Origin of the sequence: Stenotrophomonas sp. ZAC14A_NAIMI4_1 (genome assembly GCF_003086915.1) — a bacterium.
Lineage (GTDB): Bacteria > Pseudomonadota > Gammaproteobacteria > Xanthomonadales > Xanthomonadaceae > Stenotrophomonas.
The window spans coordinates 2,821,648-2,842,990 of record NZ_CP026002.1 but is presented as its reverse complement, the minus strand read 5'-3'; the positions used below and the strand labels follow the sequence as shown (position 1 = coordinate 2,842,990).

The following is a 21,343-nucleotide window of genomic DNA, read 5'->3' as shown; positions in this document are numbered from 1 at the left end:
CGGGGAGGGCGCAGTTCACGGCGGTTCGCGGGCGGGTGTCGACAGGAACAACGTGCCGGCACACGAAACGGGGTTGGCGGGCTTCCATTCCCCCCCCGGTGCCGCGTTATGCTCGCCCGCTCAGGGGAGGCGACGCTGTAGCGGCGCCAAGAGAACGTCATTTTGTCCACGCAAGCCGACCGTGTGTCATCGCTGTCACCTCACGAGGCCGTCTTGAGCACGGCGCTGGTGCGCGCGCTGCATGCGCTGCTGCCGGACGCCGCGATCGTGCGGGTGGGGTGGAACGACCCGCAGCTGGGCCGCGGCCGGGACAGCTGGCCGCAGGGGGCCAGCGATGGCGAGCTCGACGGGGACGCGGGGATATGGGAGCACGCTGCCTGGGGACACGATGGCGCACAGCTGTCGCTGCGGGTGCGCGGCGCGTCGCCTTCGGAAGCCTGGTGGGGGGTGTCGCGGCAGGCAATGGAGCTGGCCCTGCAGCGTGGCCGCCAGGCCGGACAGATCCGTGCCCTGGAACAGGCTGAACGACTTCAGCAGGCGCTGTTCCAGATTGCCGATCTGGCCGGTGCCGACCTGGAAATGGGCGAGATGCTGCGCCACGTGCATGGCGTGCTCGGCTCGCTGATGTACGCCGAGAACTGCTACATCGTCGAGTACGACGATGTGCGCGACCAGATGCGCTTCCTGTATTTCGCCGACCAGGTGGATGACTTCGTGGCTGACCCTTCGATCAGCTACGACGCCGGGCAGATGCCGCGCAGCCTGACCGTGGCCCTGCTGCGCCATGGCAAGCCGCTCAGTGGCCCGTCGCGCGAACTGCTGGCCGATGCCGAGGAAGAGCACGACCCCGAGCGCGGCCCGGAAAGCCTGGACTGGCTGGGCGTGCCGATGCTGCGCGATGGCCGCGTGTGCGGCGCAATCGTGGTGCAGAGTTACGAACAGGCTGCGCTGTATGGCGAAGCCGAGCGCGCGCTGCTGGGCTTCGTTGCCCAGCACGTGCAGACCGCGATGGACCGGCGCCAGGCACAGGTGCGGCTGGAACAGCAGGTGGAGCGACGCACGCTGGAGCTGCAGCGTGCCAACCGCAGCCTGCAGGACGAAGTGGCCGAGCGCCGTCGTGGCGAACAGCTGCAGACCGCGCTCTACAACATCGCCGAGATGGCCATGTCGGCCGACAGCCTGGCCCAGTTCTATGGGCAGGTGCATGGCGTGGTGGGCCGGCTGCTGGACGCGCGCAACTTCTACATCGCCCTGGTCAACACGCGCAGTGACGGCCTGGATTTCGTCTACTCGGTGGATGAGCACAACAGCTCACGCGCGCCGCGCGCCTTCAGCCGCGGCCTGACCGAATACGTGGTGCGCCACCGGCGCCCGCTGCTGGCATCGCGTGCGCAGATCGACGCGCTGCTGGCCACCGGCGAAGTGCGCGAATCCGGCGCGCGTTCGCACTGCTGGCTGGGCGTGCCGCTGCTGCGCGACGACGAGGTGGTCGGCGCGATCGTGGTGCAGAGCTACACCGACCAGATCGCCTTCAGTGTGCACGACCAGCGGCTGCTGACCTTCGTGGCACAGAACATCGGTACCGGCCTGGCCCGCCAGCGCGACCAGCAGCGGCTGCGTTCGGCGCATGCCGAGCTGGAAAAGCGCGTGGAAGAACGCACGCGCGAACTGGCTGAAGTGAATGACAAGCTGCTGGGCCAGATTGCCGAGCGGCTGCGCGCCGAGCAGCGCCTGACCCACCAGGCCATGCACGATGCGCTGACCGGGCTGCCCAACCGCCTGCACCTGCTGGACCGCCTGCAGGATGCGCTGGCGCTGGCGCGCCGCGAAGGCGGCCCGGTGTTCGCGATGCTGTTCCTGGACCTGGACCGCTTCAAGCTGGTCAACGACAGCATCGGCCACGCCGCCGGCGACCGCATGCTGGTGGAGGTGGCCAAGCGCATCGTGTCCATGGCCGGCGACGGCGATGTCGTGGCACGGCTGGGCGGCGATGAATTCGCCGTGCTGCTGCAGTGCCCGCAGGGCCTGGCCCAGGCGCTGGATTTCGGCCAGCGCCTGCTGCTGGCCCTGCAGGAATCGATGTGGATCGCCGGGCGCGAACTGTTCCCCTCCGGCAGCCTCGGCATCGCCCTGTGGAATCCGCATTACCGCACCGGCGAAGAGCTGCTGCGCGATGCCGATGCGGCGATGTACCGGGCCAAGGCGCAGGGCCATGACCGCTGCGCGATCTTCGATGAGGACATGCGCGAGCAGGCCATGCGCAGCCTGGACCTGGAGGCGGACCTGCGGCGGGCGATCAACAACCGCGATTTCGTGCCGTTCTATCAGCCCATCGTGCGCCTGTCCGATGGCGAGGTGGTGGGCCACGAGGCGTTGCTGCGCTGGCAGCACGAGCGCCGCGGCCTGCTGCTGCCCGGCGCCTTCCTGGAGCTGGGCGAGGAAAGCGGCCTGATCGAGCAGGTCGACTGGCTCATCTACGAGCAGGTCATCGCCGGCCTGGCCGACGGTGGGCGTGGCTATGTCTCGGTGAACGTGTCACCGCGGCATTTCCGCTCGGCCGATTTCAGCAAGCGCCTGTTCGGCCTGCTGGAAGCCAACGATGCCGACCCGCAGCGGTTGCGGCTGGAAATCACCGAGGTCGCGCTGCTGGACGACGGCCCGCACACGCTGCGCATCCTCAAGGGGCTGCGCGAGCGGGGCATCCAGGTGCAGCTGGATGATTTCGGGACCGGCTTCTCGGCGCTGTCCTACCTGCACCGGTTCCCGATCAGCACGCTGAAGATCGACCAGAGCTTCATCGCCGGCCTGCATGGGCCGGAGGCCCAGAGCACGCGCGCGCTGGTGGAAGGTGTGCTGTCGCTGGCGCGCACGCTGGGCATCGAGACCATCGGCGAGGGCATCGAGACCGAGGCCCAGCGGCAGAGCCTGTTCGAGCTGGGCTGTGACTACGGCCAGGGCTACCTGCTGGGGCGGCCGGCACCGTGGACGCGCGCGGTGGCCTGAACCACCGCGCAGGCCAGGCACGCTGGGCCACGCTCAACGCAGCGCGGCGCGTCGCTTCTCGTCGATCCACTTCGAGGCCTGGGCCGGCTCGTAGGCCTGCATCCACGCCAGCATTTCATCGATGTCCGAGCCGTACCACAGGTCCTGGCGCTGTTCCGGGTGCAGGAAGCGCTCTTCCACCATGCGGTCGATCATGCCGATCAGCGGGGCGTAGAAGCCGTCCACGTCCAGGAACGCGCAGGGCTTGTTGCCGATGCCGAGCTGGCGCCAGGTGAGCATCTCGAAGATCTCCTCCATGGTGCCGAAGCCGCCGGGCAGGGCGACGAAGCCGTCGGACAGGTCGAACATGCGCGACTTGCGCTCATGCATCGAGCCGACGATTTCCAGTTCGGTCAGGCCGCGGTGGGCCACTTCCCAGTCGGCCAGCTGGCGCGGGATGACGCCGGTCACTTCGCCGCCGGCGGCCAGCACAGCGTTGGCGACGGTGCCCATCAGGCCGACATTGCCACCGCCATAGACCAGGCGCATGCCATCGCGGGCGATGCGGTCGCCCAGCGCCATGGCGCGTTCGGTGTAGACCGGCTTGCTGCCAGCGTTGGAGCCACAGTAGACGCAGAGGGACTTCATGGGGGATTCCTGTCTCTTGGTGCGGAAACGAAAACGCCCCGCCGGCAACCGGGTCAGCGGTCGCGGGCGGGGTGTTGGTCGATTATGACGCGTTGGCGCGGATTACGCGGCGGCGGCCTGCTCGCGGCGCGGGCCTTCACGCAGGGCGCGGCCGACCAGGCCCACCAGCAGGTCCAGCTCATCGCTGTCCATGCCGAAGTGCGGAGTGAAGCGCAGCGAGTTCTCGCCACCGTGGATCACGTTGATGCCGTGCTGGCGCAGCCATTCCTCGGTGGAACCGGCGCCATAGCACTTGAACTGCGGGGCCAGCTCGCAGGAGAACAGCAGGCCGGTGCCCTGCACCTTGGTGATCAGCCCGCCCAGCTCGCTCTTCAGCTGTTCCAGCTTGCGCACGGCCTCGGCACCGCGCTCGGCGATGTTGGCGCGCACCTGCGGGGTGAGCTGGGCCAGGGTGGCGCAGGCCACGTCCAGCGCACGCGGGTTGCTGGTCATGGTGTTGCCGTAGATGCCCTTGCGGTACAGCTGGGCGGCATGCTCGGTCACCGCCAGCACCGACAGCGGGTACTGCGCGGCGTTGAGCGCCTTGGAGTAGGTTTCCATGTCCGGCGGATCCAGGCCTTCGAAGCCCGGGTAATCCACCACCGACAGCACGCCATGGGCGCGCAGGCCGGCCTGGATCGAATCGAGCAGCAGCAGGCTGCCGTGGGCGCGGGTCAGCTCGCGGGCCACCGCATAGAACGCCGGCGGCACCGAACGGCCCGGGTCGCCTTCACCCATCACCGGTTCCAGGAACACCGCTTCGATGAACCACTGGTTGCGCTCGGCATCCTCGAACACCTTGCGCAGGCCGGCCTCGTCGTACGGGGCGACCGTAATGACCGAATCCTCGCCACGGTAGCTGGCCAGGTGCTGCTGGTAGCTCTTGCGGCTGGAATCGGAATACAGCGCCGGGCGGTCGGTGCGGCCATGGAAGCTGCCCTTGATGACCACGCGCTTGATGGCGGCACCGGCATGGCGCGCACCCGGGTCGGTCTGCAGCTTGGCGTTGACGTCGGCGATGCGCGCGGCCAGGCCGACCGCTTCCGAGCCGGAGTTCAGGCACATGAAGCGGGCGAACGGGCAACCGCCTCGGCGGTGGCCGATCTCCGCGCGCAGGGCGGTGATGAAGCGCTGCTGAGACAGGCTGGGGGTCATGATGTTGGCCATCACCTGCGGGCGCGACATCGCTTCGAGCACCGCATCAGGGGTATGGCCGAAGCCGAGCATGCCGTAGCCGCCCGCGTCGTACAGCACGGCGCCCTTCAGGGTGACCACCCACGGGCCGCGCGCGGCCAGCGCCACGTACGGGGTCACCGCGTCGTCGGCATAGAAATTGACGAAGCCGTCCTGCATCGCGTCGATCTGCGCCTGCTCGTCCTGCGCCAGCAGCGGCCCCAGCTCCTGCTGCACGCGCCCGAACTCGTCGGCGGCCGCTTCCACGGCGGCAACCAGCTGCGGGTGGCGGGCCGACAGCGCGACCAGGGTGGCGTCGTCCAGGCCGGTGGTGATGCGGCTGCCGGGCTGGGCGCGGAGGGGGGCGAGGCGTTCGATGAAGCTCATTGCAGATCTCCTGAAACGTTGGGTCGCACGGGCCTTCAAAAGCAAAACGCGCGTCATCACGCGCGCTTGGGGCGGACTCGTGCTGCGGACTTCCTTTCCGATGCTAGCACTAGTTTTTTTGCGCGATAACCCCGCAGAAACCTGCTGCATAGCAGCATATTGCCCGACGTTCGCCACGAAGCGCGCCGGCTCGCAGGCGCTGGACGTACAATGCGCGCCAATGTCGACCTGTTGCCGATCACTGCCTTGAAGAAGTCCGATTTCCACTACGACCTGCCGGCCGAACTGATCGCCCAGGCGCCGCTGGCCGAGCGTTCGGCCAGCCGCCTGATGCTGGTGCCGCCGGCGCCCGCCGCCTTCACCGACGTGCAGGTGCGCGACCTGCCGTCGCTGTTGCAGCCGGGCGACCTGATGGTGTTCAACGACACCCGGGTGATCCCGGCGCGGTTGTTCGGGCAGAAGGCCAGTGGCGGCCGCGTGGAGATCCTGATCGAGCGCCTGCTGGGCGGCCAGCAGGCGCGTGCCCAGGTGGGCGCCAGCAAGTCGCCCAAGGCCGGCAGCCGCATCGCCCTGGATGCCGGCGGCGAGGCCGAGGTGCTGGGCCGCGACGGCGAGTTCTACGTACTGCACTTCCACGTGCCTGAATCGCTGGAACAGTGGCTGCTGCACGCCGGTCGCCTGCCGCTGCCGCCGTACATCCAGCGCGAACCGGGCATGGACGACCGCGAGCGCTACCAGACCGTGTTCGCCCGCGAAGTGGGCGCGGTGGCCGCGCCGACCGCCGGCCTGCATTTCGACGAGCCGCTGCTGGCCGCCTTGAAGGCCAAGGGCGTGGACTTCGGCCACGTCACCCTGCACGTGGGCGCAGGCACCTTCCAGCCGGTGCGCGCCGATGACCTGAAGGACCACGTGATGCATCGCGAGTGGCTGAACGTGGGCGCTGAACTGGTGCAGCAGGTGCGGCGCACCCGCGAGGCTGGCGGCCGGGTGATCGGCGTGGGCACCACCGTGGTGCGCGCGCTGGAAAGCGCGATGCGCGAGGGTGAACTGCTGCCGTTCGCCGGCGAGACGCAGATCTTCATCACCCCCGGCTACCGCATCCGCAGCGTGGACGCGATGGTGACCAACTTCCACCTGCCGGAAAGCACGCTGCTGATGATGATTTCCGCGTTTGCCGGCAAGGATCGCGTGTTCGAGGCCTACCAGCACGCGATCGAACAGCGCTACCGCTTCTTCAGCTACGGCGACGCGATGCTGCTGTTCCCGCAGGCGGGGTAGGGGGCTGGCCTCTGCCTGATTGTGGTGGGTGCGCACCGTTGGTGCGCACTTGCAGGTGCCTGGAAGCCAGCAAAGCCACGCATGGCGTGGCTCTACTGCCGCTGCAATCGGTAGATCCACGCCACGCGTGGATGAACCCCTGCCGAGTCAGCCAACCCGCGTCATGCGTGGGTATTTCTGTCCGCGAGCGGGTTCCGGGGGAGGGCTGCTCAGCCCAAATCCACGTCGCATTCGCTGAGCGGGACGGACTGGCCGTCCGAAATCATCAAATGGCGCCCTTGAATACGGGCCAAGCGAAGACGCATGGTTCTTGCCCCAGCTTCTACTGCCGTCCGCCATCCATCCAGATCACCGTGGAAGGAAAGGGCTCGGAAGCACTGGCCGTTGGGCAGGGCTATCCGGCAGTTGTCCGATACGATGCCACCGCTGCTCGCGATGATTTCGCCAGCACAATCCAGCAGCTCATTGAATTGACTGGAAGCAGGGCGGATTCCGTCATCTTCGTAGTAGATGAACTCCACTCCGGCTACAGGGTTGACGCCCGGGGCGGTTCGATTGGCTCGTTGCTCGATTTTTCCGCCAAGGATTCTTTCCAGATCTTTCCGGTCACCGTTCACTGACTCGTCTCGTCTCATTGTGGATTCGCCTGCGCAGCCAGCTGGGTCGCGATGGCTGGTTCGGCCTGAACGCCCTCGCATGTGAGTGCGTGCTGCTGCACGAGTCTTGCTTCGTGGGTCGGAATCTCTGAAGCATCTACTTCAAATCGACGGACCCACTGATCGGCGAGCTGGCCGATCAGCCTCGGTTCTGTAGACTTTGGGTTGGAGTGGAGATTGCCGAGTGATGCAGCTCGAATTTCCCTGAGATAATGATCGAGCAGCACGTATTCAGGGGGGCGAGGGTCTGCTCCATGCACGCAAGCGAGGGGCCTTGCTCCAGCCTGGATCAAGGCTCCCCCGCCATACGTGTGAAGCTTGAAGTATTGCCCTGGGAGGGCGCCGCGAAGCTGGTCGAGCCCTCCGGCCGTTGCCAGCCGGGTGTCATCCAGCAAGGTCAACCAGCTGACCGTCTTGAACCTGGGATGCTTGAGCTCCGCCCGGTTCGCCAGGAGGGCAGCGTTCCCCGCATCCAGGCCTGGAAGGCGCTGGGCCAGCACTGCTTCAATCGCCTCATTGCGCTCTCGGCGCACTGGGCTCAGATTCAAGGCGTAGCCCGCATGCCCATGTGCGGCCCTCAACCAGTGTGCACATTTGATCGCCAGTTCAATGAATTGGCGTAGCCCTGCTAAGGACTGGCTAGTCGGGACTGACAACTCGAGCACACTCGTGTCATTGCCCATGTGGGATTGCCAGCCGCGCTTACCGTAAACAACGAACTGCCAAGCTCCAGCGTCCTCGGCGTTGGAACCGCTGGTGTAACAGAAGCTGAGATGGTCGTCTTCCGACATTGGCTCGATCATTTCGCGCAGAGCTTTGCTGTCCTTGACGCGCTGCCGGGGTGGTCCGTCCTTCGGTTTCTCGCGCCAGAGCCATTGCAATGCGTCTCCCGCGAACTCGCGGAACGCGTCGAAGCAAAGGCAAAGGTTTTCTCTCGTGGAGGCCAGGTGTGCGCCCTTGAAGTACAGCGTCAGGCGTAGACACATCACCGCGCCTACGTAGTTCGCTGGGCCGCTCGGAAGAAAGAGGTCGCCGGGAAACTCGAGTGACGCCTGTGCGTCCGGAGACCATTCAATTTCCAGGGGAAGGTCGTGCGGGGAGGGCATGAGTGGAGTGGCAGCATGTGGAGCTGGCCACACTAGGAAGAAGGTGTTCTGCCGCCAAGGCCAATTACGACAAGCAGGTGTCGGATGGTCGCCCATTCAGCCCTGAATGGGCGGCCGACCCGGTTTTGGGAGACAATAGGCGACTATTTGCCTGAACGACCGCTCCATGTCCCGATTGCAGTTCCAGCTCCAGACCCGCGACGGCCGTGCCCGCCGTGGCCGCCTGACCTTCCCGCGTGGCACGGTGGAAACGCCGGCCTTCATGCCGGTGGGAACCTATGGCTCGGTCAAGGGCATCCTGCCGGACCAGGTGCGCGCGCTGGGCGCCGAGATCATCCTCGGCAACACCTTCCACCTGTACCTGCGGCCGGGCCTGGACATCATCGCCGACCACGGCGGCCTGCACGGCTTCTGCCAGTGGGATGGCCCGATCCTGACCGACTCCGGCGGCTTCCAGGTGTTCTCGCTGGCGCACCGCCGCAAGATCACCGAGCAGGGCGTGACCTTTGCGTCGCCCACCGACGGCGCCCGCGTGTTCCTGGGCCCGGAAGAGAGCATGAAGATCCAGAAAGTGCTCGATTCGGACGTGGTGATGATCTTCGATGAGTGCACCCCGTACCCGGCCACTGAGGACGTCGCCCGCCGTTCGATGGAGCTGAGCCTGCGCTGGGCCCAGCGCAGCCGCAACGCACATGACGAGCTGGGCAACGACGCGGCGCTGTTCGGCATCGTCCAGGGCGGCGTGCATACCGACCTGCGCAGCCGCTCGGCCGAGGCCCTGCAGGCGATCGGCTTCGACGGCTATGCCATCGGTGGCCTGGCCGTGGGCGAACCGGAGCACGAGCGCAACGCCATGCTCGACCACCTGGACCCGGAGCTGCCGGGCGACCGCCCGCGCTACCTGATGGGCGTGGGCCGGCCGGAGGACCTGGTCGAGGGTGTCGCCCGTGGCGTGGACATGTTCGACTGCGTGATGCCCACCCGCAATGCCCGCAACGGCCACTATTTCACCTCGTTCGGCACCGTACGCATCCGCAACTCGCAGTATGCGCGCGACATGGACCCGATCGAGCCGGGCTGCGGCTGCGTGGCCTGCAGCGGCGGCTACACCCGCTCGTACCTGCGCCACCTGGACCGCTGCAACGAGATGCTGGCGCCGATGCTGGGCACCCTGCACAACCTGTTCTACTACGAAAAACTGATGGCCGACATCCGCGCGGCCATCGAGGCGGGAACCTTCCAGGCCTTCCGCGAGTCCTTCTATGCAGCACGCGGGGCGGTCGCGCCGCCCCTGTAACCCCGCAGCACCCCTGCCGAACGGCCCAAGGACGAACGTCCGGGGCCGTGGCATACTTCAAGGCTGACCCAGATCCGCGGTCGACACCCTGCGCCCGTCAAACGGGCCTGAGCGCCGCCCAACCTAAGGACCAACGATGAACCTGCTTGCTTTCCTGATTCCCGCCGCCCACGCCCAGGCCGCCGGCGGCCAACCGCAGGGCATGGGCCTGACCACCCTGCTGTTCCCGATCATCCTGATCGCCATCATGTACTTCCTGATGATCCGCCCGCAGATGAAGCGGCAGAAGGAACACAAGGGCATGCTGGAGAAGATCAAGCGTGGCGACGAAGTGCTGACCAACGGTGGCATCGCCGGCGTGGTCACCGACATCGGCGACAACTTCATCACCGTCGAAGTGGCTGACAACGTGCGCATCCGCGTGCAGAAGGGCGCTATCGGCAGCGTGCTGCCGAACGGCACCCTGAAGTCGGCCCAGTAAGCCACTCCTTTTCCGATGCACAACCGCGGCGCCGGGGATGGCGCCGCGCGGGACCCAAGCAATGCTCGAATTTCCACGCTGGAAGTACGTCGTCATCCTGATCGTACTGGCGCTCAGTACCCTGTATGCGCTGCCCAACATCTACCAGAAGGACCCGGCCGTCCAGATCACCGCCAACCGTGGCGGAGTGGTCGACGACGCGCTGCGCGACCGTGTGCTGGCCGACCTGAAGAAGGCCGGTGTCACCACGATCGGCGCCGAGAAGGAAGGGGAAAGCCTGATCGTCCGCCTGCCGGACCTGAAGGCCCAGTCCGCTGCCAGCGACGCGCTGCGTGACACCGTCGGCGAGAACTACACGGTGGCCCTGAACCTGGCCTCGACCGTGCCGGACTGGCTGGCCAAGCTGGGCGGCCGCCCGATGGTGCTGGGCCTGGACCTGCAGGGCGGCGTGCACTTCGTGCTGCAGGTCGACCAGAAGGCAGCCCTGGACAAGCGCCTGGACGCCTACACCGAAGACGTGCGCAGCACCCTGCGTGACGCGCGCATTGCGTACCAGTCGGTCGAGCGCCGCGCCGACAACACCATCGTGGCCAACCTGAGCCCGTCGGCCGGTGACGATGCCGCCGCCAACGCCCGCGCGGCGCTGGTCAAGTCGCAGCCGACCCTGGGTTACGACGTCAGCGGCAGCCGCATCACGGTGACCATCCCGGACACCGAGATCTCGCAGATCGCCAACGGCGCCATCGAGCAGAACATCAACACCCTGCGCAACCGCGTGAACCAGCTGGGCGTGGCCGAGCCGATCATCCAGCGCCAGGGTGCCGACCGCGTGGTCGTGCAGCTGCCGGGCGTGCAGGACACCGCCGAAGCCAAGCGCATGATCGGTGCCACCGCCACCCTGGAATACCGTGCGGTGGTCGAAGGCAACGCGCAGGACGCCATCGCCTCCGGCCGCATTCCGCCGGAAGCCAAGGTCTACCAGCAGCGTGATGGCCGTGGCCCGATCCTGCTGAACAAGCGCGTGATCGTCACCGGCGACCAGATGGTCGGCGCGCAGGCGGTCACCGACACCAACAGTGGTGCCCCGGCGGTCAGCGTGACGCTGAACAACGTCGGCGGCCAGCGCATGTTCGACTTCACCAGCGCCAACGTGAACAAGCCGATGGCCGTGGTGTACACCGAGCGCGTGCCGACCGTGACCGTCGTTGACGGCCAGGAAGTGCGTGGCTTCAAGGTCAACGAGGAAGTGATCTCGGTGGCCAACATCAACGGCGTGTTCGGCAAGAACTTCCAGACCACCGGTCTGCAGAAGAAGGAAGCCGAGGACCTGGCCAAGCTGCTGAAGTCCGGCTCGCTGGCCGCGCCGATGGACTTCGTCGAAGAGCGCGTGGTAGGCCCGAGCCTGGGTGCGGAGAACGTCAAGAACGGTATCACCGCGGTGGTCTACGCGTTCCTGTTCACCCTGGTGTTCTTCACCATCTACTACCGCATGTTCGGCCTGATCACCTCGCTGGCGATGCTGTTCAACCTGCTGATCGTGGTGGCGGTGATGTCGCTGTTCGGCGCGACGATGACCCTGCCTGGCTTCGCCGGCCTGGCGTTGTCGGTCGGTCTGTCGGTGGACGCCAACGTGCTGATCAACGAGCGTATCCGTGAAGAGCTGCGTGCCGGCGTGCCGGGCAAGACCGCGATCGTGACCGGTTACGAACGTGCTTCGGGCACGATTCTTGACGCCAACCTGACCGGCCTGATCGTCGGTGTGGCCCTGTTCGCCTTCGGCACGGGTCCGCTGAAGGGCTTCGCCCTGACCATGATCATCGGTATTTTCGCCTCGATGTTCACTGCGATCACCGTGTCGCGCGCCCTGGCGACGCTGATCTATGGCCGTCGCAAGAAGCTCCAGAACGTGGCCATCTGACGGGACGACACGCACATGAAAATTTTTCCGCTGCACATCCTCCCGAACGATACCCAGATCGACTTCATGCGCTGGCGCCATGTCGCGATGGTCGTCACGATCATCGTGTTCCTGGCATCGATCGGCATCATCGGCTTCAAGGGCTTCAACTACGCCCTGGACTTCACCGGCGGCACCCTGATCGAAGCCCGCTTCGATCGCGCGGTGGACGTCGAGCAGGTCCGTACCAAGCTCGAGGACAATGGTTTTGAAGGCGCCCAGGTGCAGAGCGTCGGTGGCAACACCGACCTGCTGATCCGCCTGGCCCCGCACGGTGAGCACGCCCCGGGTACCGGTGCGGCCGCCGCCGAGGACAAGGCCACCGCTGCGGCGGTGGTCAAGGCGCTGTCCACCGCCGACAACCAGGCCACCGTGCTGCGCAACGAGTTCGTTGGCCCGCAGATCGGCAAGGACCTGGCGATGAACGGTCTGTACGCCACCATCTTCATGCTGGCTGGCTTCCTGATCTACATCGCGGTGCGCTTCGAATGGAAGTTCGCGGTCACCGCCAGCATCGTGGCGATGTTCGACCTGATCGTGACGGTGGCTTACGTTTCCCTGCTGGGCCGTGAGTTCGACCTGACCGTGCTGGCCGGCCTGCTGTCGGTGATGGGCTTTGCGATCAACGACATCATCGTGGTCTTCGACCGCGTGCGCGAAAACTTCCGCAGCCTGCGTGCCGAGCCGATGGAAGTGCTGAACCGTTCGATCAACCAGACGCTGTCGCGTACGGTGATCACCGCGGTGATGTTCTTCCTGTCCGCGCTGGCCCTGTACATGTACGGCGGCAGTTCGATGGAAGGCCTGGCCGAGACGCACATGATCGGTGCGGTGATCGTGGTGCTGTCCTCGATCCTGGTGGCGGTGCCGATGCTGACCATTGGTGCGCTGCGCGTGACCAAGCAGGACCTGCTGCCGAAGGCGAAGGACGTCGAGGCGCTGGCCCGTCGCCCGTAAGCACCCGCTGCACGCAGTACACAGAGAACCCCGCGCAAGCGGGGTTTTTTGTTGCAGGGCTGCGCCCTGCACCTGCTTCAATGCAACGGCAACGTCAAAAGCCTGCATTCCGTGGGATGGCGGGGCACTGTGGGTTCGCGGGGGCGCCGTAAACCCATCCATGGGGGCTTGGTCGCCGCATCCATGCGGCTCACACCCCGCAAACCCACAGTGCCCCGCCTTCGACAGTTGGCCGGTGGCTGTTGGTGGGTGCCGACCGTTGGTCGGCACATCTGTCAGATATCGATATCCGACCCAGTGCCGACCAACGGTCGGCACCCACCAGAGCAGAAAGCCGTTCGGACAGATCGCGGAGAACTGTCGAAGGCGGGGTGGGTCCGGTTGAGGGGGTGTGAGCGCCATGGATGGCGCGACCAAGCCCCCATGGACGGGTTTACGGCGTCCCCCTCAACCGGACCCACCCCGCCAACCCGCAGCAACCCAGCCTTTGACGTTGACGTTGATCCAGCAGGTGCAGGGCTGCAAGCCCTGCAAAACAAACCCCACCCTACGCCAGCGTCGGTTGTGCAATCTTTCCCCGCGCACTACGATCCTGCGGTTCGCGCGCACCTGCGCGCGCCCGTATTCCTGCTGAGCGCCCCGTGCGCCGCATCTGCCAACCCGAGGTATCCATGGTCATCAAACCGCGCGTCCGCGGCTTCATCTGCGTCACCACCCACCCGACCGGCTGCGAGGCCGCGGTCAAGCAGCAGATCGACTACATCCGCGCCCGCCCGCCGATCCAGAACGGCCCCAAGCGCGTGCTGGTCATCGGTGCCTCCACCGGCTACGGACTGGCCGCGCGCATCACCGCCGCGTTCGGCAGTGGCGCTGCCACCCTGGGCATCTTCTTCGAACGCCCGGGCAGTGAGACCAAGCCGGGCACGGCGGGCTGGTACAACTCCGCGGCGTTCCACAAGTACGCCGACGAAGCCGGCCTGTATGCCAAGAGCATCAACGGCGATGCCTTCTCCGATGAAGTGAAGGCCAAGGCCATCGAGATGATCAAGGCCGACCTCGGCCAGGTCGATCAGGTCGTCTACAGCCTGGCCGCGCCGCGCCGCAAGCACCCCAAGACCGGCGAGATCATCAGCTCCACGCTGAAGCCGATCGGCGAACCGATCGTCCTGCGCGGCCTGGATACCGACAAGGAAGTGCTGACCGAGACCCACCTGCAGCCGGCCACGGCTGAGGAGATCGCCGGTACCGTCGCGGTGATGGGTGGCGAAGACTGGCAGATGTGGATCGATGCGCTGTCCGAGGCCGGCGTGCTGGCCAACGGCTGCACCACCACCGCCTTCACCTACGTGGGCGAAGAGATCACCCAGGCGATCTACTGGAACGGTTCGATCGGCGCGGCCAAGAAGGACCTGGACGACAAGGTGCTGGGCCTGCGCGCATCGCTGGCGAAGATCGGCGGCGACGCGCGCGTGTCGGTGCTTAAGGCCGTGGTCACCCAGGCCAGCTCGGCCATTCCGACCATGCCGCTGTACCTGTCGCTGCTGTTCAAGGTGATGAAGGCGCAGGGCACGCACGAAGGCTGCATCGAGCAGCTCGACGTGCTGTACGACATCCTCTACGGCGGCAAGGCGGACGGCGTGGCTGTCGACCGCCTGCGCCACGACCTCGTCGATGACCAGGGCCGCACGGTCGCCCTGGTGGACGAGGAAGGCCGCCTGCGCGCGGACTACAAGGAAATGGCGCCGGAAGTGCAGGGCAAGGTGCTGGAGCTGTGGCCGCAGGTGACCAACGAAAACCTGTACGAGATCAGCGACCTGGCCGGCTACAAGGCCGACTTCCTGCGCCTGTTCGGTTTCGGCGTGGACGGCGTGGACTACGAGGCCGACGTCAACCCGGACGTCAAGATCGCCAACCTGGTCGACCTGACCTGACAACCCCGTGGTAGTGCCGGCCGCTGGCCGGCATTGCGGGCATGCGTGGTTGCCGGCCAGCGGCCGGCACTACCAGTATCAGACTCAGCCGAAATCGAAGTTCATCGATGGCAGCGCCGGGCCGACGAACTCGCCCTGCACGTAATCGACGCCCGCGCTGAACAGCAGGGTCATCGAGTTCGCGTCGCTGACGAACTCGGCCATGGTGCGGATGCCGGCTTCCTGCGCACGTGCGGTGATCTGGCTGATGCGGTCGATGTTCTCGCGGGTCGCGCCAAGGTCGCTGGTGAAGCCGCGGTCCAGCTTGAGGAACTGCGGTTCGAAGTGGGCCAGCAGCTGGAACGAATCCAGCCCCGAACCGAACTGCTCCAGGCCGATCCGGCAACCCAGCGGGGCGACGTCGGCAAGGAACTGCTGGGCGGCGCGCAGGTGGGTGAAGACCTTGACCTCCGGCGCATGCAGCCACAGCCGTTCGCCCGGTACGCCCTGGGCCTGCAGCTGCTGGCGCAGGGTGGCGATCATCTTGGAGTCGTCGAACGACTCGGGGGTGACCTTGACCAGGATCTGCGTGTCATGGCCGGCACGGGCGCGTGCGCCGAGCACGTCGATGGCCTTCGAGACCACCCAGCGGTTGATGTCGCCCAGCAGGCCGTGCTCCTCGGCAATGCCGAGGAAGGCGGTCGGGCTGAGCAGCTCGCCGTTGTGCTCCAAGCGCAGGTAGGCCTCGTACAGCTCCAGCGGCTCGCCCTGCAGGTTCAGCACCGGCTGGTAGTGCAGCTGGAAGCCGTCACCTGCCAGCGCCTCGCGGATGCGCGCGACCCAGCGCTGCACGCGCTCTTCCTCGATGCGGTCGACCGCAGCCGGGTCGAAGATGCGCGAAGTGTTGCCCAGCGCGGCCGCAGCCTGCGCGCATTCGCTGGCACGCGCCAGCACCTGGCCGATGCTGGCGATCTTCTCGCCCACCTGCACGCCGCCGAGGCTGACGGTGACCGTGGCCGAGCGTGCGCCGATGGTGAACACGTGCGCGGCAAAGGCTTCGCGGATGCGCTCGGCCAGGGCCAGGGTCTGTGCGTAGGCGCCGGACTGCAGCACGGCGAAGCTGTGTTCGCCGAAGCGCGCCATCTGCGCATCCTCGCCCACCACGTCAGCCAGCAGCGCGGCCATCGCGCCGATCAGGGTGTCGGCCGAGGCCAGGCCGATATCGGGGATCAGGCGCGCGTAGTGGTCCGGTTCGACCAGCAGCAGGCCGAACTGGCCCTCACTGCGGCCGGCCTGGGCCACGGCATCTTCCACCTGCAGCATGAAGGTGGGGCGGTTGAGCAGGCCGGTGACCTGGTCGCGCTGGCGGAGGTCCTCGACCTCGCGGGCCAGTTCGGTGTCCAGTTCCAGCCGGCGGCGGAACACCACCTGCAGGCAGGATTCGCCTTCGTAGGTGGCGGCGGTGAACTCCATGGTGGCCGGGAACGCACTGCCATCCTGGTGGCGCGCATCCAGCTGGTACTGCGGCGGGGGCGCCTCGCCACGGCTGAGCGACTTCAGCAGCTGCTTGAAGCTGTCCACGTGCTGGGCGGCGACCATGTCCAGCAGCGAGATGCCTTCGACCTCGTCGAAGTCCTCGTAGCCGAACATTTCCAGATAGGCATCGTTGGCACGGATGTGCATGCCTTCGTGGACGTAGGCGATGGGGTCGCGCGAAGAGGCGATCAGCGCGTCGCAGCGGCGCTCGGTCTCGCGCATCTGCGCCTCGATGCGGCGCAGGCCACGGCGCGCCTGCAGGTCGACCCACTGGTCGCGGACCACCGCCAGCAGGTGTTCATTGCGCTGGCGCAGCGCCAGGGCGCGGACGCCGTTGCTGCTGGCCTGGACCAGTTCGTCTTCGTCGATGCGATCGGCCAGCAGCACCAGCGGGATGTCCTTGCCGCTGGCGGCGATGTGCTGGGCCACCAGCGGCAGCGGGATGCCCTGCGACGGCGAGGCCAGCACCAGGTCGATGGCCTGGCTGGCCAGCACCTGCGTCAGCTCGGCCGAATCCTGTGGCCGCCAGGGGCGCACGGCGATGCCGCTGTTGCGCAGGGTGCTGACGATGGCTTCGGCGTTCTCGCCGCTGTCATCGACGATCAGCAGCCGGATGGTGATGTCGTTCGCGTTCTGCATGCACTGCTCCCCAATCTGCAAATCTAGATACACGATGCGCGGCGGTCCGTCCATGCGCTCGCCCCTTGCGGGGTTGGAACGGCGATGCGGTTCACACCACGCTGCCGGCGGCATGGCCGCTGGCCCAGGCCCACTGGAAGTTGTAGCCGCCCAGCCAGCCGGTCACATCCAGCACCTCGCCGACGAAGTGCAGGCCGGGCACGCGCTTGGACTCCAGGGTGGCCGAAGAGACCTCGGCCGTGTCCACGCCGCCCAGGGTGACTTCGGCGGTGCGGTAGCCTTCGGTGCCGCTGGCCACCAGCGGGAATGCGCCCAGCAGCTGCCCGGCCTGGCGCAGCACCGGTTCGTCCAGCTGCCGCACCGGGCGGTCCGGCAGCCAGTGCTCGCACAGGCGCTGGGCCAGCCGCTTGGGCAGCACCTCGGCCAATACGGTGCGCAGTTCGGCCGCCGGCCGGTCGCGTTTCATCTGCCGCAGCCACTCGGTCGCGTCCTGGCCCGGCAACAGGTCCAGTTCCAGGGCATCGCCGGGTTGCCAGAACGAGGAGATCTGCAGGATGGCCGGCCCGCTGACGCCACGATGGGTCAGCAGCATGAAGTTCTGGAAGTGTTTGCCGTTGCAGCGCGCCTCGATGGGCAGGGCAACGCCACTGAGGTCGGCCAGCCGCTCCTGATGGGTGCCACTGAGGGTCAGCGGTACCAGGCCGGCGCGGGTGGGCAGGATCTGGTGGCCGAACTGGCGGGCCACCTCGTAGCCGAAGCCGGTGGCGCCCATGCTGGGGATCGAAAGGCCGCCGGTTGCCACCACCAGCGAGGCGCAATGGAACAGGCCATCGGTGGTGTGCACGCGGAAGCCATCGCTGCCGTGTTCGATGCGCTGCACGCTGCAGTCGGTGCGGATCTGCACGCCGGCCGCCTGGCACTCGTCCACCAGCATCTTCACGATCTGCTTGGACGAGACATCGCAGAACAGCTGCCCCAGTTCCTTTTCGTGATAGGCGATGCGGTGCTTGTCCACCAGCTCGATGAAGTGCCACGGCGTGTAGCGCGCCAGGGCCGACTTGCAGAAGTGCGGGTTGGCCGAGACGAAGTTGGCCGGCGTGGTGCCGGTGTTGGTGAAGTTGCAGCGCCCACCACCGGACATCAGGATCTTCTTGCCGACCTTGTTGGCGTGGTCGATCACCTGCACGTGGCGGCCGCGCTGGCCGGCCGTGATCGCAGTCATCAGCCCGGCTGCGCCGGCACCGATGACCAGCACGTCGCAGCGGATCGTGCTCATGCCTTGGCGCGCTTGCGCCAGTTCGGAATGATGTCGAGCTGGATCTGGTCGTTGAGGAGCTGCACCTCGCCGTCCTGGATCAGCACGCTGAAACGCATGGCGCGCTGGATCTGCTGGCCCCACTGTTCGACGAAGGCGCCGTCGAGGTCGACCACCGACAGGTTGTCGAAGCGGGCAAGGCCCTTGCTCTGCTTGTTCCACCAGATCTCGGACGCGTTGCCGCCGTAGTTCACTACCTGCACCTGGCGGCTGCGGTTGCAGGCCTTGCGCACGCGAGACTCGTCCGGGTGACCCAGGTCGATCCACTGCAGGATGTCGCCGGTGTAATCGTGGTTCCACAGGTCCGGTTCGTCGTCGGTGCTCAGGCCGCGGCCGAACTCCAGGCGGTCATCGGCATTGAGGGCGAAGGCGAGCAGGCGCACCATCAGGCGATCGTCGGTTTCCGACGGGTGCTGGGCCAGGGTCAGGTTGTGGGTCGCGTAGTAGCCGCGATCCATGTCGCTGATCTGCAGCTCGGCCTTGCGGATGGTGGCGGTGAGGGCCATGGGGAATCCGTCGACTAAAGACGACCATGATAGAGGTTTGCTGTAAGGGTGTCCGTCGCCAGGGTGTCTGCCGGGCGTCAACGATGGCACTCTGGCGGTGCTTTCCCTCCTGCCGCCCGCGCATGACCCGTTCCCCGATCCGCCGTCTCCGTATCGCCGACGTCGACTTCGTCTGCAGCGTGCGCGCATCCGCGCCCGGTGCGCTGCCCGCCAGCGTGGTGTTCGCCGCCTATGGGCCCGGGCGTCGGCTGCGCATGCGCTTCAGCAGCGCCCCTGCGCAGCGGCGGCTGGCGGGTGATGCCGGGCTGGACCACGGCAGCCTGCGCATGGCCGACGGCACCTGGATCAACCTGCACCGGCCTGCGGTGATGCGTGCGCTGGTGCTGGCGGCGCTGGGCGATGGCCTGGGCGACGGCATGGAGCGCGATGGCTGGCAGGTGCTGGACGTGGCCACGTTGCCGCCGCCGGAGCCCACCACGCCATGAGCCTGCCCAGCCGCCTGCAGCTGCCGCCGGGTGACTGGGCGTGCCTGCTCGATGGACTGTGCGCGCGCTTCCCGCGCATCGGCCGCGGGCAGTGGCAGGACCGTTTCGCCCGGGGCCGGGTGCAGGACGCGCAGGGCAGGGCGCTTGCGCCGGACCAGCCCTGGCAGGTCGGGCTGGACATCGTCTATTTCCGCGAGGTCAGCGACGAACCGCGCATCCCGTTCAGCGAGCGCATCGTGTACCAGGATGAGCACCTGCTGGTGGCCGACAAGCCGCACCACCTGCCGGTCACGCCCGCAGGCGGCTACGTGCGCGAGACCCTGCTGGCGCGGCTGGTGGCGCGCACCGGCAACACGGACCTGGTGCCGCTGCACCGGCTTGATCGGCTCACCGCAGGGCTGGTGCTGTTTTCGCAGCGGCCCGATTCGCGCGATGCCTACCAGCGGCTGTTCCGCGAACGTCGTATCGACAAGACCTATGAGGCGCTGGCGCCCGCGTTGCCGGGCCTGCAGTTCCCGCTGGAACGGCGGAGCCGGATCGTGGCGGGCGAGCCGTTCTTCCGCATGGCCGAGGCACCGGGCGAGGCGAACGCGCGCACCCGGGTGGACGTGATCGCCGCCGACGCGGCGGTCTGGCATTACCGGCTGCGGCCGGAAACCGGGCGCAAGCACCAGCTTCGCGTGCACATGGCGGCGCTGGGCGCACCGATCCTTGGCGATGACCTGTACCCGCAGCTGCAGCCAGCGGTGGATCCACTGCGGGCGCCGCCGTTGCAGCTGCTGGCGCGGGCTTTGGCGTTCCAGGATCCGCTGGATGGGCAGCGCCGGGTGTTCAGCAGTGACCGTGCGCTGCAGGCGCCGGACAGCCCGGCCGACGCGGTCTGATCAGCGGGGCCTGATCACTGTGGATTGATCACCGCGGCTTGATCCGGGCCAGCCAGCGGTCCAGCTCGGCGGCGAACAGCTGGCGGTCGCGCTGGCCCAGGGGCGGCGGGCCACCGGTCTGTACGCCCGACCCGCGCAGTTCCTCCATGAAATTGCGCATCGACAGCCGCTCGGCCATGTTGTTGGCGGTGTACAGCTGGCCGCGCGGGTTCAGGGCGACGGCCTTCTTCTCCAGCACCAGCGCAGCCAGCGGGATGTCCTGGGTCACCACCAGGTCACCGGCGGCGACCCGCTCGACGATGGCGCTGTCGGCCACGTCCAGGCCCTGTGGCACCTGGAGGGAGCGCAGCCAGCGCGAGGGCGGTGTGCGGATCCACTGGTTGGCGACCAGGGTCAGCTCCAGGCCGACCCGCTCGGCGGCGCGGAAAAGGATGTCGCGGATGACAACAGGGCAGGCGTCGGCATCGACCCAGATCCTCGGACGCCCATGTTCAGCGGGGGTTTCAGCTTCAGTCATCTACCCAGTGTAGGGTAGGAAAAACCTGAATGGGGACTCGGGTTTAGCCTCGATCGGCTGCCAGCCCTTGTCACGCCTAGCCGGGCAGGGGATGCGGCTGAATGTCGGGGCTATCGCTTTTTCCTGAAAACACGCGTATCGTTCGACCCACTGTGTTTGCTAGGGTCACCGTGAATCGTGGCCTGGTGCAGTTGATCTCACGATCCGCTCATCGATCCGCTTTACCAACGCCTGCAACTCAGTCTCGGCCCCGATACCCGGTGGCTGCGATTTTTTTCAACATGTGTTTCAGGAGTTAGTAACTATGTCTGATCGTCAGACCGGCACTGTCAAGTGGTTCAACGACGCCAAGGGCTTCGGCTTCATCACCCCGGAAAGCGGCCCGGACCTGTTCGTGCACTTCCGTGCCATCCAGGGCACCGGCTTCAAGACCCTGCAGGAAGGCCAGAAGGTTACCTTCATCGCCGTCCAGGGCCAGAAGGGTATGCAGGCTGACCAGGTGCAGGCGGTCTAATCCGTCTGCTACCGTTTGGTAGCCAGAAACGCCGGAAGCGAAAGCTTCCGGCGTTTTTTTATGCCCTCTGTAGAGT

Annotated in this window: 18 protein-coding genes; 10 read left to right on the top strand and 8 right to left on the bottom strand. The window is 66.8% G+C overall.

All coding sequences use genetic code 11. The annotated features are described in order from the left end of the window. Positions 1–213: 213 nt before the first annotated feature. Positions 214–3,003, top strand: a complete 2,790-nt coding sequence (locus C1926_RS12825; protein ID WP_108759447.1) for an EAL domain-containing protein — start codon at positions 214–216, stop codon at positions 3,001–3,003. A 33-nt stretch (positions 3,004–3,036) separates the two neighbouring features. On the opposite strand, the gene C1926_RS12820 is transcribed toward C1926_RS12825, so the two are convergent. Next, entirely contained in the window at positions 3,037–3,630 is a 594-nt protein-coding gene (locus C1926_RS12820; protein ID WP_079221569.1) for a TIGR00730 family Rossman fold protein, read from the bottom strand. Positions 3,631–3,732: 102 nt separating this feature from the next. Then, positions 3,733–5,229 (bottom strand): aminotransferase class III-fold pyridoxal phosphate-dependent enzyme, encoded by a 1,497-nt coding sequence (locus C1926_RS12815; RefSeq protein WP_079221570.1) that lies wholly within the window; start codon positions 5,227–5,229, stop codon positions 3,733–3,735. Positions 5,230–5,475: 246 nt separating this feature from the next. Here C1926_RS12815 and queA point away from each other — a divergent pair, with 246 nt between their 5' ends. Continuing rightward, positions 5,476–6,507: a tRNA preQ1(34) S-adenosylmethionine ribosyltransferase-isomerase QueA gene (gene queA, locus C1926_RS12810; RefSeq protein ID WP_108760694.1), complete on the top strand. Its 1,032-nt coding sequence runs from the start codon at positions 5,476–5,478 to the stop codon at positions 6,505–6,507. A gap of 209 nt (positions 6,508–6,716) precedes the next feature. Here queA and C1926_RS21715 read toward each other — a convergent pair whose 3' ends face one another. Then, positions 6,717–7,124 (bottom strand): hypothetical protein, encoded by a 408-nt coding sequence (locus tag C1926_RS21715; RefSeq protein ID WP_108760693.1) that lies wholly within the window; start codon positions 7,122–7,124, stop codon positions 6,717–6,719. Positions 7,125–7,138: 14 nt separating this feature from the next. Next, positions 7,139–8,269 carry a type VI immunity family protein gene (locus tag C1926_RS12800; protein WP_108759446.1) on the bottom strand — a complete coding sequence of 377 codons (1,131 nt, stop codon included), beginning with the start codon at positions 8,267–8,269 and terminating at the stop codon, positions 7,139–7,141. A 166-nt stretch (positions 8,270–8,435) separates the two neighbouring features. On the opposite strand from C1926_RS12800, the gene tgt reads away from it, so the two are divergent. The 5 genes from tgt to fabV all read left to right on the top strand — a co-directional run bounded on the left by tgt (position 8,436) and on the right by fabV (position 14,892). Next, positions 8,436–9,566 (top strand): tRNA guanosine(34) transglycosylase Tgt, encoded by a 1,131-nt coding sequence (gene tgt, locus C1926_RS12795; protein ID WP_079221572.1) that lies wholly within the window; start codon positions 8,436–8,438, stop codon positions 9,564–9,566. A 136-nt stretch (positions 9,567–9,702) separates the two neighbouring features. Next, complete coding sequence (gene yajC / locus C1926_RS12790) at positions 9,703–10,047, top strand: preprotein translocase subunit YajC (protein ID WP_108759445.1); 345 nt, start codon at positions 9,703–9,705, stop codon at positions 10,045–10,047. Between the two features lie 61 nt (positions 10,048–10,108). Continuing rightward, positions 10,109–11,965 carry a protein translocase subunit SecD gene (gene secD, locus C1926_RS12785; protein ID WP_174214097.1) on the top strand — a complete coding sequence of 619 codons (1,857 nt, stop codon included), beginning with the start codon at positions 10,109–10,111 and terminating at the stop codon, positions 11,963–11,965. A 15-nt stretch (positions 11,966–11,980) separates the two neighbouring features. Continuing rightward, positions 11,981–12,961, top strand: a complete 981-nt coding sequence (gene secF / locus C1926_RS12780; protein WP_108759443.1) for a protein translocase subunit SecF — start codon at positions 11,981–11,983, stop codon at positions 12,959–12,961. A 671-nt stretch (positions 12,962–13,632) separates the two neighbouring features. Then, positions 13,633–14,892 carry an enoyl-ACP reductase FabV gene (gene fabV, locus C1926_RS12770; RefSeq protein WP_108759442.1) on the top strand — a complete coding sequence of 420 codons (1,260 nt, stop codon included), beginning with the start codon at positions 13,633–13,635 and terminating at the stop codon, positions 14,890–14,892. Positions 14,893–14,976: 84 nt separating this feature from the next. Here fabV and C1926_RS12765 read toward each other — a convergent pair whose 3' ends face one another. From C1926_RS12765 to C1926_RS12755, 3 genes are all read right to left on the bottom strand, one after another. Beyond that, a complete protein-coding gene (locus C1926_RS12765; RefSeq protein ID WP_108760692.1) occupies positions 14,977–17,046 on the bottom strand; it encodes an EAL domain-containing protein in 2,070 nt (689 codons plus the stop codon). 91 nt (positions 17,047–17,137) lie between these two features. Then, a complete protein-coding gene (locus C1926_RS12760; protein WP_079221577.1) occupies positions 17,138–18,322 on the bottom strand; it encodes an NAD(P)/FAD-dependent oxidoreductase in 1,185 nt (394 codons plus the stop codon). Continuing rightward, complete coding sequence (locus C1926_RS12755; protein ID WP_108759441.1) at positions 18,319–18,867, bottom strand: YaeQ family protein; 549 nt, start codon at positions 18,865–18,867, stop codon at positions 18,319–18,321. The genes C1926_RS12760 and C1926_RS12755 overlap by 4 nt, the downstream gene beginning before the upstream one ends. Positions 18,868–18,989: 122 nt before the next feature. On the opposite strand from C1926_RS12755, the gene C1926_RS12750 reads away from it, so the two are divergent. Together C1926_RS12750 and C1926_RS12745 are read left to right on the top strand one after the other, a co-directional pair. After that, positions 18,990–19,352 carry a hypothetical protein gene (locus C1926_RS12750; RefSeq protein WP_108759440.1) on the top strand — a complete coding sequence of 121 codons (363 nt, stop codon included), beginning with the start codon at positions 18,990–18,992 and terminating at the stop codon, positions 19,350–19,352. Then, positions 19,349–20,236 carry a pseudouridine synthase gene (locus tag C1926_RS12745; protein WP_108759439.1) on the top strand — a complete coding sequence of 296 codons (888 nt, stop codon included), beginning with the start codon at positions 19,349–19,351 and terminating at the stop codon, positions 20,234–20,236. Before C1926_RS12750 ends, C1926_RS12745 begins: the two co-directional genes overlap by 4 nt. 28 nt (positions 20,237–20,264) lie before the next feature. Here the strand turns inward: C1926_RS12745 and C1926_RS12740 are convergent, their stop codons facing one another. Continuing rightward, positions 20,265–20,753, bottom strand: coding sequence for a YaiI/YqxD family protein (locus tag C1926_RS12740; protein ID WP_108759438.1), 489 nt, complete (start codon positions 20,751–20,753; stop codon positions 20,265–20,267). 304 nt (positions 20,754–21,057) lie between these two features. On the opposite strand from C1926_RS12740, the gene C1926_RS12735 reads away from it, so the two are divergent. Next, entirely contained in the window at positions 21,058–21,267 is a 210-nt protein-coding gene (locus C1926_RS12735) for a cold-shock protein (RefSeq protein ID WP_004153307.1), read from the top strand. Positions 21,268–21,343 lie beyond the last annotated feature (76 nt).

What these genes read in the sequence shown, in the direction of transcription:
- C1926_RS12820 (WP_079221569.1), bottom strand. Translation starts at nt 3,630, where the DNA reads ATGAAGTCCCTCTGCGTCTACTGTGGCTCCAACGCTGGCAGCAAGCCG.
- C1926_RS12800 (WP_108759446.1), bottom strand. Translation starts at nt 8,269, where the DNA reads ATGCCCTCCCCGCACGACCTTCCCCTGGAAATTGAATGGTCTCCGGAC.
- C1926_RS12745 (WP_108759439.1), top strand. Translation starts at nt 19,349, where the DNA reads ATGAGCCTGCCCAGCCGCCTGCAGCTGCCGCCGGGTGACTGGGCGTGC.
- secF (WP_108759443.1), top strand. Translation starts at nt 11,981, where the DNA reads ATGAAAATTTTTCCGCTGCACATCCTCCCGAACGATACCCAGATCGAC.
- C1926_RS12755 (WP_108759441.1), bottom strand. Translation starts at nt 18,867, where the DNA reads ATGGCCCTCACCGCCACCATCCGCAAGGCCGAGCTGCAGATCAGCGAC.
- C1926_RS12815 (WP_079221570.1), bottom strand. Translation starts at nt 5,229, where the DNA reads ATGAGCTTCATCGAACGCCTCGCCCCCCTCCGCGCCCAGCCCGGCAGC.
- fabV (WP_108759442.1), top strand. Translation starts at nt 13,633, where the DNA reads ATGGTCATCAAACCGCGCGTCCGCGGCTTCATCTGCGTCACCACCCAC.
- C1926_RS12765 (WP_108760692.1), bottom strand. Translation starts at nt 17,046, where the DNA reads ATGCAGAACGCGAACGACATCACCATCCGGCTGCTGATCGTCGATGAC.
- C1926_RS12750 (WP_108759440.1), top strand. Translation starts at nt 18,990, where the DNA reads ATGACCCGTTCCCCGATCCGCCGTCTCCGTATCGCCGACGTCGACTTC.
- C1926_RS12740 (WP_108759438.1), bottom strand. Translation starts at nt 20,753, where the DNA reads ATGACTGAAGCTGAAACCCCCGCTGAACATGGGCGTCCGAGGATCTGG.
- yajC (WP_108759445.1), top strand. Translation starts at nt 9,703, where the DNA reads ATGAACCTGCTTGCTTTCCTGATTCCCGCCGCCCACGCCCAGGCCGCC.
- C1926_RS12760 (WP_079221577.1), bottom strand. Translation starts at nt 18,322, where the DNA reads ATGAGCACGATCCGCTGCGACGTGCTGGTCATCGGTGCCGGCGCAGCC.
- tgt (WP_079221572.1), top strand. Translation starts at nt 8,436, where the DNA reads ATGTCCCGATTGCAGTTCCAGCTCCAGACCCGCGACGGCCGTGCCCGC.
- C1926_RS12735 (WP_004153307.1), top strand. Translation starts at nt 21,058, where the DNA reads ATGTCTGATCGTCAGACCGGCACTGTCAAGTGGTTCAACGACGCCAAG.
- secD (WP_174214097.1), top strand. Translation starts at nt 10,109, where the DNA reads ATGCTCGAATTTCCACGCTGGAAGTACGTCGTCATCCTGATCGTACTG.